Consider the following 13,602-nt stretch of genomic DNA (forward strand, 5'->3'; position numbering starts at 1 on the left):
CTAAAAACATTTTTTAGGATGCCTTCATGAGACTCTCCATCTTTCACTTCTACTTTTACAAATTGTCAGATTGATTTAAATCCGATTCAATCCATAATAAAGCCTGCAAATCTTATTAACATATCTAGTTTTACTAAAAGCACAAAAATGACTATTGAGCTAAATCCGCTTCAAAATAATTTGGTAATAAATATTGAAACCATACTTCCTAACGAAACTCTTCTTCATCTTTTTACATTCCTTAAAGAGATCAAAACAACTCGTTTGGTAAACAAAAAATGGCGAGAGCTAAGTCTCACGGCCGAATTTTATGAAATCAAAAAATTCATCTCCTTTATTTCGGACAAAGTGAATAAAAAAAAATATCCGAATGAATCAGATCAGATCAATGAGTTAAACAAAAAAATGCTTTTTAACTACTTCCAAAATATATTTGTTTTAGAAAGAGCGTTGATCAATATTTTAAAAAATTTTGAACAAACTGATCTTGATCAATTAAAGCTTTTTATTGAAGACAGAGATCCCATAGATCTTTCTTTTGCATGTCTATCTAAGAACCTCTTCGATTTAATTTCCTTACACAAAGACCTGGAAGAATTGCTGTTAGATGCGGAAAAGCAAAATGCAATCGTCAAAAATGAAAGATGCCAAAAACTGTACGAAGCATTTAAAAAAGCAAATCGCTTAAGTGAAGCTGCACAGCTTATCCAGATAGCCACGGATCCGGTAGAAAGAACGATGGGGAGTACCAAAAACATCTATCCTAGATCCTCTATTGCAAGTGAAATTTTTTGCGATTTAATGCAGAAAGGCAATCTAGAAATAGCGAAAGTTTTTTTAAAAGAATTTTACATGCAAAATCCTCCCCAATTTTTATGCAGGGACTACCACGTAAATACATACTTGGAAGAAAAGTTCGACATGTTTATAAAGAATGGCGATCTAAAAAATGCCCTAAATTTAACAAAAATCATTTATGAAATCGAAACCGAAAGAAAAACGTTCTCCTATATCTATATAAAATTCTTTAGGAAAATTGTCACATCTTATACCGAAAGCAATCAGTTAGAAAAAGCTAAAAAATTAATCAAAGATTATCATCTAGGTATTGAGCTTCTATAAAATATATTCAAATAATTTTGTTGTCTCACAAGAATTTTCAAGAATTTCTTTTCCAAGATAAGCTTGTTGCTGTAACGTTTTCACATGTCCTGTAGACCTATAAAGGAATTTTGGACAATTGATAAATAGAGCTTCTTTGTTCAACAGCTGTTTAACAGACTTTGTGAAAGATGCTTTTTGATCTTCAGCAATAAAATTGCTTACATTACTTAGGTAAAGAGTATCTATCACAATATCATGACGATCTAAGGTGTTTCTTATTTTAGCAAATGTTTCATAATGAGAAAGATCTTCTGTAATAGGAATAATGGCTCCTCTCGACACAAGCTTTTGAATAAAGAGGTAGGATTTTTCATTTTCAAGCCAACTGCCTTCACGAGACAACTCTTTTTCTATCCGATCAGTAGGCAAACCTTGTTGATCTTCATGAAAAAATAATTCTCTCTGTTTTCCATGCAAGGAATTCAAGTAATGAATCATTTTCTGCTTAAAGATTTCCCGGGTCCCTGATGACTGGATGATCTCCATTGTTTTCTCAATAAATTTGGCATTTTGTGGGTTAAAATCAATAATCAATCCATAGTTTGAGTTTCTTTGGACCATCATATCAAAATTATACCATGCTGCACAACCTATGTGGATGGTTTTAGCCCCATGATTAGGTCGTGGATGTGCTCTTAACTTTTGATAGATCGTTGCTAAGTTAGTTTCATTGGTTGTGATATAAATGCCATAAATTTGATCGGCTACATGGGGATTATTAAAAGATGCTAATGTTTTCGTTATCGAATCCTGTGAAAATACTTTTTGCCATATTGTAAAAGATTTATCGAGGGTTTTGATTTTTTTATAGCATCTTTTTGTCGCTTTTAAAGGATGGTATATCCACCCAATGGAGAAAAAAGCAATCCATCCAGCTATTTTTTTGCCTGTACATTTTTTGTTTTTCCATGGAAAGCAAATAAAGTTCAGACATTTATTGATGGAGCTAAGAGGTGACATAGATGATCCTTTCGTTTAACAGGCAAACCATAAAAAATTCCCCTCAAATAAGCAAACGTTAATATTAATGCCTGCATTCAGAAAAGTAAGTTTCCCACCCCCCACCTAACGCCTTGTAAAGACGAACTAAATCCAAAAGGGCTGCACTCTCAGCATCTAAACGGTTTTGTTGAATGGAGATCAACTGCCTTTCGCTATCTAACAAATCTGTTATACTCACGAGTCCTTTCACATATCTTTCATTGGAAAGTTGCACAATTTTTTCATTGCGTCCAACACTATCACCGTAACGTCGCATGGTTTTTAAATCTTCCAAAAATGTCACCATGGAATTTTCTGTCTCTTGCAATGCTTGCAAAACGGTTTGACGATATGTATAAGCGGCAGCTGTGGCAGATGCTTCAGCAACACGCAAGTTCCCCACAAGTTTTCCTCCTTGGAAAATAGGAAGGTTAATATCACCGCCATATGACCACGTATTACTTGCTCCTTGAAAAAGATTGCTGAACATTAAAGATTGAAATCCTTCATCTCCAAATAGAGAAATTGTAGGAAAAAAATTGGCAACGGCAACCCCAATATCTGCTGTCGCTGAGGCTAATTGCCTTTCAGCTGCCCGGATATCTGGCCTTCTTCTCAAGATATCTGAACGGATTCCAATAGACACTTCACTCGGGATGGGGGGTAACGATCGATAGGGCAATAATTCTGCCACAAGCGTTTCAGGTAAATTGCCTGTCAAAACGGAGAGTGCATAGATGCTTTGAAATAGCAATGCTTCAAAATTAGGAATCGTCGCATAAACTTGCGCGACCTCCGCTTCAATTCTTTCAAGATCCAATTGATTGCTCAATCCAGCCTTGACTCTTCTTCCAATAATATCTGCACTTTTTTCCAAAACGTTGATATTTTCCTTTGTCAAGCTAATCTTTTCCTGAGCCGTTCTTGCCTCTAGATAATTGCGGGCAACCTCAGCAAAAACAGAAATTAAGCGATCGTTCATTTGCTCAATGGATGCAGAGACTTTCGCATCGGCTGATTCCACGTTTCGTCTTGTCTTTCCAAATAGATCGAGTTCCCATGTCATGTCCAAAGTTGCATTATAAAGGGTTTGAAATTGGGGAACTTGAATTGTAAATTGGGCATTGGGTGTCGTAGCACCTGGTGTCGTAGGTGCATTTGGCGCAGGGATTTGAAAGAGAGGCCCATTTTTGCTAAACATGGTTCTAGAACCATTGAAATCAGCCGAAAGCTGTGGAAATAATGGTGCAGCAGCCACCATGCGCGTGGCTCTTGCTCGGCAAACATTCGCTTCAGCAACTCTGATGTCATTGTTGTGCAGGGCTGCCATTCGTATATATTCAATCAGAAGAGGATCTTCAAAAACTTCCCACCACTCACAAAGAGGCAGTTCTTGGGAAAATTCCAGATTAACCTCTTGTGGACATGGTAAAGGCGTCCATTGATCCGGCACATAGTTCATAGGTGGCCGATAATCTGGTCCCACCATGCACCCACACAAGAATAGACTTAATAAATAATAATAAAAATTTCTCATAAGCCCACACTTATTCTAATCGTTTTCTAAAGAACCAATCGGCTCCAGATAAGGTAAAAACTGCAATAATTGCCATTGGCCACGTATTTTGAAAGACGAGATAGGCAGGCATGTCCTTTAAAAAGATGCCTTTTACGACGACTAAAAAGTAGCTCAACGGATTGGCGAGGTCAATGGTTTGCAACCAGCCAGGCATATTCTCAATGGGAGTTGCGTAACCGGATAATAAAATGGCGGGAGACATAAATACAAAACTACCTAGAACGGCTTGTTGCTGTGTTTGACAAAGCGAAGATACAAACAGTCCCACACCCACTACTGAGCTAACAAAGACTAGTAAGCTAAAGTATAATAAGAGCAAAGACCCGGTAAAAGGGATCTGAAAGAAAAAAACGGCAAGAGCAATAATGACTGATCCTTCGCATACACTAATAATAATCGCTGGTAACATTTTCCCTATGAGAATTTCAAATGGTTGCGCTGGAGAAACAAGCAATTGATCGAAAGTACCCATTTCTCTTTCACGAGCGACAGATAGAGCTGTCAAAATGACCGTTACAACCATCGTCAGCACACCGCAAAGATTGGGAATATTAAACCAATAATAAAGAAGATTAGGATTATACCAATTGCGGGTAACAAGCACTGTCGGCTGCACATGAAAACCTTGATCATGGGAAAACTCGCGGCTAAATTGGTCGATGATGTTCAAAGCATACCCTTGTACGATCTGTGTAGTATTCGATTTACGTCCATCGAAAATGAGCTGAACAGGCGCTTCTTTCCCTGCATACAAATTGCGCGAAAATTGATCATCGATATGAAGGACCATCATTACTTCCTGCAAATCAATCACACGCGTAATTTCCTCAACACTGCCTAAGTAATGAATCTTTTTAAATGTAGGTGCTCCTTTGAAGCGTTGCACCAATTCAAACGCAGGTTTTCCAGAATCTCGATTTAAAATACCTATCGATACATTTTTTACATCAAGGGTCGCCGCAAAAGCAAAAATAAACAATTGAAAAAGAGGGGGCACGATTAAAACAGCCCGACTTTTTTTATCTCGCCAAACCATCAAAATCTCTTTAATAATCAATGCATGAATACGCCCAAACATGCTAATCCAATCTTTTTTTTGTTTTAAAGGCCGTTATCATTAATAAAATAAATCCAAAAGCTAACATACAAAGCAAATCAGGGATAATTAGCCTCCAAATATTTCCTACTAAGAACAAAGTTTGAAGGCAAGAGACGAAATAGCGTGCTGGAATAATATAAGTTACAAGTTGAATAACAAAAGGCATGCTCGAAATTTCGAAGATAAAACCAGAAAGGATAAATGCGGGCAAAAACCCCACAAACATGGAGATTTGGGATGCGATGAATTGATTGCGACTGAGTGTAGAAATTAATAATCCCAAGATGGTTGCGCAAAATAAAAAAGCACCCGAAACGAGAGCTAACAACAAAAACGATCCCCTAAATGGCACATTGTAGAAAAAAACCGCCACTGCAACGCAAATCATCATAGATGTCATTCCTAAAAAAAAATAAGGAATTAATTTACCAAACAGTAATTCGTAAATGCCCACTGGTGTCGCCATCATAGCCTCCATTGTCCCCCTTTCCCATTCTCTTGCGACAACTAAAGCGGTAAGCAAAGTCCCAATCAACGTCATGATAATGGCCAAAGATCCGGGAACTAAAAAATTTCGACTAATCAACTCTTCGTTATACCAAAACCTTGGCTGAGGGTTAACTAGAGGTAAACCTTTAAGATTCTGATTAATTTTTTCCTGTTGTAACCAGATGTTCCAAGCACCTAAAACATAATTTTGCACAAATGCAGCTGTATTGGGCTCACTTCCATCCGCAATGACTTGAATGGGTGCGGGCTGATCCGTCCGTTTTTTAAAAGCAGAAAAATAGGAAGGAACAACGACAATGCCTCTGATTTTACCTGCAATGATTAAATCCTCCAAACTTCGACGATCTTTTGCCATCCTCACTTCAAAATAAGGAGAGTTTTTAAGCGATTCAGCAAAACTAATGGCATCAACGGTTGTTTCTTCTAACACTAAACCAAGTCGCAAATGATTCAAATCAAGAGAAACACCGAATCCATAAAGAAACAACAAGATCATAGGAAGCAATAAGCTAATCAAAATACTGCTTGGATCTCGGATGATCTGAAAAAATTCCTTAATCACAAGAGCTTTAATGCGCCTGATACTCCCTTCTTTTTTTATTTGCGCAGCCTCATTCATTTAGCATGCTCCTGATCGTACCGATTAATCAATTCGATAAAAGCATCTTCAAGAGTAGGTGAAGGGTTATGATCTGTTTTTACAATGTCTTTTAACTCATCCGGTGACCCTAAACGAATCAAACGACTGCGATACACCATTCCAATGCGATCGCAATATTCAGCTTCATCCATGAAGTGAGTGGTCACCATGACTGTCACCCCTTTTTCAACAAGCCCATTGATGTGATTCCAAAATTCTCTGCGAGTAATTGGATCTACACCGGATGTGGGTTCATCTAAAAAAAGTACAGTTGGATTGTGCATCACAGCACAAGATAGGGCTAGGCGCTGTTTAAAACCTAAAGGAAGTTCATCTGCGGAAACGTTGAGATAGGGTTTTAGATCAAATGTGTCGACCATTTTCTGTACAGCTTCAGCTCGATATGTACCTGTGAGATTATAAATCCCTGAAAAAAATTGCAGGTTTTGCATAACGCTTAAATTTCCGTAGAGAGAAAATTTTTGTGCCATATAGCCAATTTGGGCCCTAGCCTCACCAGGAGCATCCTGCAGATTAAGCCCTGTCACAAATGATTCCCCTGCTGTAGGTTTCAGCAATCCACACATCATTTTAAAGGTGGTCGATTTACCCGCTCCATTTGGACCTAATAATCCAAAAATTTCTCCACTCTTAATTTTAAAAGTAATGTCATCTGCGGCTGTAAATTCTCCAAATCGCTTAGTTAAGCCGATGGCTTCTACGACGGGTGTTTCTTCAGGCTTTATTGGTTTGGTAATTTTGGCTAGTTCTGATTCACCGCTCGGCCCCCCACCTAAAATATCAATAAAGGCATCTTCAAAACGAGGAGGCGTTTCCTCGAGCTTAGCTTCAGGTCCAGCTCCCAATGTATTCAGATCTAAACGATGGCTTTTTCCTTTAAAAACAATCCGTACATCTCGACCTTGAATGACCCCGTCAATCACATCTTCCGAAGATAAAGCCTTTACTAAAACAACCCGCTTCCGTCCTGTGATATGTTCGATTTTAAAGGTTTGTCCTTGTACTCGCTTTGTCAAATCTTGGGGAATCCCGTTAAATAACATCTTGCCTTCATTTAATAGAAGAACGCTATCACATTGCTCAGCTTCATCTAAATAAGCGGTGCTCCAAAGGACTGACACACCTTCATCAATCAACTGGTGAACCATCTTCCATAATTCACGTCGAGAAACAGGATCAACTCCGACGCTGGGCTCATCCAATAATAATAACTGAGGTGTCCGGATCAATGCACAGGCCAGCCCAAGTTTTTGCTTCATCCCTCCCGAAAGAGCACCTGCTAGTCTCTCTGTAAAAGGTTCTAAAGATGTAAATTTTAATAGTTTTTCGAACGTTTCTTTGCGTTCATTTTTTGGCACGCCCCTCAAACTTGCGTAAAGATCAAGGTTTTGCTGAACGCTCAAATCTTCATAAAGACCAAATTTTTGCGGCATATATCCAAGAATGAGATGAATCTCTTCAGCATCATTAACCGTATCAAACCCAGCTACCGATATATTTCCTTTTGTGGGTAGAAGCAATCCAGCCATGAGACGAATCAGAGTCGTTTTCCCTGCACCATCGGGCCCGACTAACCCCACAATTTTCCCTTTCGGAACGGATGCTTGAATACAATCCAGGGCCGGAGCTGATCCTTTTTCAAAAATTTTAGTTAATTGATTGATTTGAACAAGATCACTCACGATTGTTCCTGATGGGGATCATCCCCCAATTTAAGTCTCACTGTTACCGGCATGCCTTGTCGTAAATATCGATCTGGGTCATCTACAATAACTCTTAAACGATAAACAAGATCGGTCCGCAACTGGGTGGTTTCCACGGTTTTCGGAGTGAATTCGGAAACAGGTGAGATAAAACCAATATGTCCATGATAGACAGGCATAGTGGGAGTATCCGTATAAACTTCTGCCGGCATGTTGGGGTAAATCTTTCCTAAATTACCCTCTGAAACATAGGCTCGAATCCATAAGGGAGATTTAATGGAAACCGTACAAACAGGATCACTTTCTTTGACGACAGAACCTGGTTCCCGAATTCTGGTTAAAATAAACCCATCTGTCGGAGCATACATTTCTGTATAAAACAAGTTATCTTGTGCAACACGCAAAGAGGCTTGAGATTGTTCTAAATTTGCGGTTAAAACATTCCAATTTGAATAAGCATCATCTAAATCTTCTTGTGAAACAGATCCTGACGGAAGTAGCTCTTGCCTTCTTTTGTAGAGCTTCTCTGCATTCGCTAAATTGGCACTAATCGATTTGACGTTCGCTTCAGCTTGTGCGACCTGATCTTCATAGATTTTTTTATCAAGCACTCCGACCAATGTTCCCGCATGAACTTCATCACCTTCGTCAAAAAATAATTTTTCAACCAGTCCACTTACACGAAAGCCTAGATCAACCTGCCGAATATCGACATTTCCATAAAGAATCAGTTCATTAGACCGGTCTTTCCCTGAAAAATACTTGTAAATCGCGAATATTCCTGCTGCAAGTAGAATAAAGATCAGGAAAATAATCAAAGCTCTTTTCATTTTCGTCTCGCGTCACATTTATTTTATAAATTAAAACCCTATATTCCATTTTTAGAAAAGGTTGTCAAGGGAACCCACAAATGAATGCTTTAAACAAATTTTGCATTTCCTCATTTAAAAATTTAAGTGTTCTTATTTTTTTATAGACAAAAGTTACAATTTAAGAGAAAATAGAAGCTTTAATAATAGAATTTAGGCTTTTTATAATATGTCTACTCCTTCAAAAATCTATGATCGTAAAAATCCTTTTTTAGCCACAATCAAAGAGAGATATTCGCTTTGCAATCCCGGCTCCAAAAAAAATACCTATCATTTAGTTTTGGATTTAAAAGATTCTGGAATCTCTTATGCTGTTGGGGATAGCGTCGCTATTTTCCCTCAACACGATGTCGAACTTGTCGATCAAACATTGCAAATTTTAAACGCTTCCGGAGACGAAATCGTTTTTGACAAACGTGCTCAAGAAACACTTCCTCTTCGTGCATTTTTAACAACAAAAGCGGCTATTACAACAGTCAGTCGCAAGTTATACACAGAAACTGCTGCTAGACAGCTGGACGCTGATAAAAAAGCCCAACTCGATTATTTTTTGCAAAGTGAAAATCAGCCTCTACTGAAATCTTATCTGGAAGAACATGGCCTGTGGGAATTTTTAGAAGAACACCAAGAAGTTCAATGGGATCTACAAGAACTCTGTAATTGCTTAATGCCTCTTCTTCCCCGCTTTTACTCAATCGCCTCTTCTATGAAAGCTGTCGGTGAAGAAATGCACCTGACTGTTGCCCTTCCTCACACACTGACAGATGAACAAATAAAACGGGGTGTTTGCACGCATTATTTATGTCATTTAGCCCCTTTAAATGAATCTGTCGTCCCTCTCTACGTTCAAGCTCACCACGGATTCACGACTCCAGAAAACATCCACGCCCCTATGATTATGATTGGACCAGGAACAGGCATTGCCCCCTTCCGCGCTTTTATGCAAGAAAGAATGGCCCAAAATGCACCCGGGAAAAATTGGCTTTTCTTTGGAGAATGGCATAGAGCCCATAACTTTTTCTATGAAGGTTATTGGAGAGACTTGGAAGCAAAAGGAAACTTACGTTTAGATGCTGCTTTTTCACGTGACCAAGAACAAAAGATATATGTTCAGCATCTTTTGCTTGAAAAAGGCGCCGAGGTCTTCGAATGGCTCCAAAATGGAGCAACTCTTTTTGTTTGTGGCGACGCGCATCAAATGGCAAAAGACGTAGAAAAAACACTTAAACAAATTGTGAGTACACACGGAAAGCTAGATGAAGCAGAGACTGAAAAATACCTTAAAACACTGAAAAGTGAAAAAAGGTATTTGCGGGATGTTTACTAAAAAGCAATAAGTATAAAGGTTCAAATAACCCAACCAAAATTGACTGCAGAGATACCAAACAATCGATCATCATAGAGTTATTTTGATTGCATGGTCGAAAATGAATGCCTGATAGAAAAATTAACCTTCTATCAGCCATTCTTTGAAATTTACATTTGAGCGGTTCATGCAATAGGGGCGCCTGTAGGATCTGGGTGATGAAAATGTAAGCCATCCAATAAAGAGAAATTTGCTTCTTGAACATTAGAAGTCGACAATTCGTTCCAGCAGAACTCTCCAATTTTAGGAATGTCTGTCGTACGCTTTACTTTTTTTAAGTTTTTTGGTTAGAAGATAAAAAACTTTACCTTGAAAAGAAAATACATATAAATAGTGGAATTTTTAGTCGCTATCTCCGCCATCTCCGCCATTTCCCCCTTGTCCAAAATCGCTACCACCACCATTTCCTCCATGACCGCCATCCTGACCAGATTCACCTTTCTGTCCGAGATCTCCATCCTCACCCTTTTTATTCCCATAGCCATAAGAACCATGTTTTCCATCTTTGGCTCGAAAAGCACTAGAGCTATTGGTTTCAGCTAATAGCATCGAGGAAATCAATGTCAATCCAAGCAATATCACGATAAAATTATTTTTCATTTAGAATCCTCCATTGAATTGCGCCTTGAATATTTAGCTGATACTTTAGAAAGCAGAGAAATGGCTTAACATCGTATGAAGCAGGGAATTTTGGCAGACCTTGATATAGCTCAAGTGAGTTATATCGATTAAATGTCTTCCTCGGTCGTTAAGATGGCAAAGCACTGAACACCATCTCCACATCCAAAATCAGTTAATCCTTCCCCAGAAGTTGCCGTAATGCCCACTTCTTCTACACTCAATCCCATCACCTGTGCGATCTTCTCACGCATTTGAAGAATTTTGTCTTTAAACTTAGGCTTTTTCCCTTCCAATGAAATCGCTACATGCACAATTTTTTGTTTCCCTAAAGTTTTTAAGGCTTCTTTTAGATAAACTTCGCTATCTGTAATTCCATCGTTTAAGCATAGATCGTCGGCAATCCCCCCCAGAATAAGAACACCGGACAGCGAAGTGATCGCATTGCAAATGGCATGATACACAACATCTCCATCAGAATTTGCATTAAATCCTGGGGTATCATCAAAAATCACCCCTGCAATAATGCAAAGCTTAGATGAATCGGGTTGCAAAAAGCGATGGCTGTCTTGTCCTAGTCCCGTTCTAATTTTTTTAGACATACGAAGGTCTCCTGCTAAAAATCCATAAATCAGCAGCCATATTGCAGAAAAACCTTTTTATAAAAAAGAAAAAATTGTTCTTTCAAATTTGATAAAAATGAATTCATACAGAACCTTTATTATGGAAAAGAATTAAGAAATCAAATTACTTCTACCTTTTAGTATAGCTTGGACCCCATTATTACACGTTATTTCAGCTTTTATATTGAATTTAAATACTCAGACTGTTAAGAAGGGGTTGTCTTCATCCATATAATTAAAAACGATTCTTATCCCTCTAAAAGCGACTTGTGAGTCTCATGGAAATACTCAAAATTAAAGGCGGCGCACGTTTAAACGGAACTGTTAAAGCTGCTGGTGCAAAAAATGCAATGACAAAGCTGCTTGTTGCGTCTTTGCTCTCTGATAAAAAATGCACGTTTTACAATGTTCCTAATATTGGAGATGTGGAGGTCACGGTCTCTCTATGCCAAGAAATCGGCATGAAGGTCAATTGGGACCGAGAAGCAGGCTGCATGGAAGTCGTCACACCAGAACTTAAAACCGCCTATGTCCCTCAACGCTTTTCAGGATCTAATCGCATCCCTATTTTGATGATCGGCGCGCTCCTAGGACGAACGGATCAAGATATTATCGTTCCCACTGTTGGCGGTTGCGCAATCGGAAGCCGCACTGTCGATTTCCACATCGATGCTCTACGCAAATTGGGAGCCTCCATTGAATACCGAGAGATGAAAAGAGAGGGCGCCTATTTTGCACATGCTCACAATGGACTGAAAGGAACAATCATTCACCTTCCCTATCCTTCCATAGGGGCTACTGAAAATACCATTTTGGCTTCTGTAACTGCGCGTGGAATGACTGTGATTAAAAATGCAGCAACAGAACCTGAAATTATCGAACTCATTTTATTCCTCCAAAAGCTTGGAGCCAACATTTTTTACGATGTGGACCGTACGATTTGCATTCAAGGAACACGTCGTTTTTACGAAGTTGAACACACTGTTATTCCTGACCGCATTGAAGCGGCTTCATGGGGTATGGCTGCCATTGCTTCTAAAGGAAAAGTTTTCGTAGAAGGCGCTCAACACTACAATATGATCACTTTTTTAAACAAAATTCGTGAAGTAGGTGGTGGTTTTGACATTAAAAGCAATGGCATCGAATTTTTCTATGATGGGCCTTTACAGGGCGGCCTTCATCTTGAGACAGATGTCCATCCAGGTTTTATGACGGATTGGCAGCAGCCTTTTGTCGTTCTTTTAACTCAAGCATCTGGTTCCTCCGTTATCCATGAAACGGTTTATGAAAATCGTTTTGGTTACACAGAAGTTTTAGGAAGTATGGGAGCGGATATCACCTTATTTAGACAATGTCTCGGGGGAAAAGAATGCCGATTCAATGCACAAAGTTTCTGCCACAGTATTATCGTAAAAGGAGCGACTCCTTTGACAGGTAAGGAAATTAAAATTCCTGACCTTCGCGCAGGCTTTGCCTATGTCATGGCAGCACTGCTTGGATCTGGCGAAAGTACAATTTCAGGCTTACACTTTTTAGATCGCGGCTATGAAAACCTCGCAGGAAAACTGCAAAACCTTGGAGCTGAAGCCTCTAGAATCAAGTTAGAGAAGAATTCTTCTCCTACATTTGAAGAGATTCAAAAACCAAGTATTCCAATGGTCGCAGAAGCACAGCTTGCTTAAAACCAAAGCTATCCTTTTCTCTTAAGTTTCGTTTGATTGTTTGAGCGAAATCTGCTTGAAAAAAGGAGAGTGAAACAGGATAATGAGCTCTAAAAGAGACTTATTTCATAGACCATCTCTTTTGAATTTTAAATCGGAGACCACAATGCCTAAAAATGATCAAGACCAAGATTCCATTCCGACCCCTAAAACGGAAGAAAAAATCGATCGTGCGCTTCTCGAAGCTAGACGCATTTTTCTAAGCGATGCCGTTGATAGCAATACAGCCGCAGATATCATTAAAAAATTGTGGTATCTCGAATTGACTGCCCCAGGAAAACCTATCCTTTTTGTGATTAATAGTCCTGGAGGTTCCGTTGACTCAGGTTTTGCAATTTGGGACCAAATCAAAATGATTTCTTCTCCTGTTACGACTCTTGTAACCGGATTAGCCGCCTCAATGGGTTCTGTTTTAAGTTTAGCTGGAGCACCCAAAAGAAGATTTGCGACTCCTAACTCTCGCTTTATGATTCACCAACCTCTAATTGGTGGTGTGATTAAAGGGCAGGCAACGGACTTAGAAATCCAAGCAAAAGAAATGTTAAAAACACGCAACACCCTCATTGAGTTATACATGCGCGAAACGGGTAAAGATTTTGCGGCTATTGAAAAAGCCATTGATCGAGATACTTGGATGTCCGCGCAAGAAGCTTATGAATTCGGCCTTCTCAGTGGAGTTGTCGAATCCTACAAAGATTTAAGCTAACT

Annotated in this window: 12 protein-coding genes; 4 read left to right on the top strand and 8 right to left on the bottom strand. The window is 39.0% G+C overall.

Going from position 1 to position 13,602, the window contains the following annotated elements; genetic code table 11:
- Nucleotides 1-147 precede the first annotated feature (147 nt).
- On the top strand, nt 148-1,122 hold the full coding sequence (locus tag AOM43_RS11600; RefSeq protein ID WP_006341478.1) for an F-box protein: 975 nt from the start codon (nt 148-150) through the stop codon (nt 1,120-1,122).
- Here AOM43_RS11600 and AOM43_RS11605 read toward each other — a convergent pair.
- From AOM43_RS11605 to AOM43_RS11630, 6 genes are all read right to left on the bottom strand, one after another.
- Nucleotides 1,117-2,124 carry an LIC_10091 family protein gene (locus AOM43_RS11605; protein WP_059360397.1) on the bottom strand — a complete coding sequence of 336 codons (1,008 nt, stop codon included), beginning with the start codon at nt 2,122-2,124 and terminating at the stop codon, nt 1,117-1,119. The two genes, AOM43_RS11600 and AOM43_RS11605, sit on opposite strands and share 6 nt — an antisense overlap.
- Nucleotides 2,125-2,188: 64 nt before the next feature.
- The gene (locus AOM43_RS11610; RefSeq protein ID WP_079978273.1) at nt 2,189-3,682 is read right to left on the bottom strand and encodes an efflux transporter outer membrane subunit; all 1,494 of its coding nucleotides are present in this window, start codon (nt 3,680-3,682) and stop codon (nt 2,189-2,191) included.
- Nucleotides 3,683-3,692: 10 nt separating this feature from the next.
- The gene (locus tag AOM43_RS11615; protein ID WP_006341481.1) at nt 3,693-4,802 is read right to left on the bottom strand and encodes an ABC transporter permease; all 1,110 of its coding nucleotides are present in this window, start codon (nt 4,800-4,802) and stop codon (nt 3,693-3,695) included.
- Nucleotide 4,803: 1 nt separating this feature from the next.
- Entirely contained in the window at nt 4,804-5,952 is a 1,149-nt protein-coding gene (locus AOM43_RS11620; protein WP_006341482.1) for an ABC transporter permease, read from the bottom strand.
- On the bottom strand, nt 5,949-7,676 hold the full coding sequence (locus tag AOM43_RS11625) for an ATP-binding cassette domain-containing protein (RefSeq protein WP_059360399.1): 1,728 nt from the start codon (nt 7,674-7,676) through the stop codon (nt 5,949-5,951). The genes AOM43_RS11620 and AOM43_RS11625 overlap by 4 nt, the downstream gene beginning before the upstream one ends.
- Complete coding sequence (locus AOM43_RS11630; protein WP_059360401.1) at nt 7,673-8,527, bottom strand: efflux RND transporter periplasmic adaptor subunit; 855 nt, start codon at nt 8,525-8,527, stop codon at nt 7,673-7,675. Before AOM43_RS11630 ends, AOM43_RS11625 begins: the two co-directional genes overlap by 4 nt.
- Nucleotides 8,528-8,735: 208 nt before the next feature.
- Here AOM43_RS11630 and AOM43_RS11635 point away from each other — a divergent pair, with 208 nt between their 5' ends.
- Nucleotides 8,736-9,893: a ferredoxin reductase domain-containing protein gene (locus tag AOM43_RS11635; protein WP_059360403.1), complete on the top strand. Its 1,158-nt coding sequence runs from the start codon at nt 8,736-8,738 to the stop codon at nt 9,891-9,893.
- 381 nt (nt 9,894-10,274) lie between these two features.
- Here AOM43_RS11635 and AOM43_RS11640 read toward each other — a convergent pair whose 3' ends face one another.
- Together AOM43_RS11640 and ispF are read right to left on the bottom strand one after the other, a co-directional pair.
- Nucleotides 10,275-10,532: a hypothetical protein gene (locus AOM43_RS11640; RefSeq protein ID WP_059360405.1), complete on the bottom strand. Its 258-nt coding sequence runs from the start codon at nt 10,530-10,532 to the stop codon at nt 10,275-10,277.
- A 128-nt stretch (nt 10,533-10,660) separates the two neighbouring features.
- A complete protein-coding gene (ispF, locus tag AOM43_RS11645; protein ID WP_006341487.1) occupies nt 10,661-11,152 on the bottom strand; it encodes a 2-C-methyl-D-erythritol 2,4-cyclodiphosphate synthase in 492 nt (163 codons plus the stop codon).
- 299 nt (nt 11,153-11,451) lie between these two features.
- On the opposite strand from ispF, the gene murA reads away from it, so the two are divergent.
- Nucleotides 11,452-12,855 (top strand): UDP-N-acetylglucosamine 1-carboxyvinyltransferase, encoded by a 1,404-nt coding sequence (murA, locus tag AOM43_RS11650; RefSeq protein WP_013924162.1) that lies wholly within the window; start codon nt 11,452-11,454, stop codon nt 12,853-12,855.
- 145 nt (nt 12,856-13,000) lie between these two features.
- On the top strand, nt 13,001-13,600 hold the full coding sequence (locus AOM43_RS11655; RefSeq protein ID WP_006341489.1) for an ATP-dependent Clp protease proteolytic subunit: 600 nt from the start codon (nt 13,001-13,003) through the stop codon (nt 13,598-13,600).
- Nucleotides 13,601-13,602 lie beyond the last annotated feature (2 nt).

This window comes from Parachlamydia acanthamoebae (assembly GCF_000875975.1).
Classification (GTDB): domain Bacteria; phylum Chlamydiota; class Chlamydiia; order Chlamydiales; family Parachlamydiaceae; genus Parachlamydia; species Parachlamydia acanthamoebae.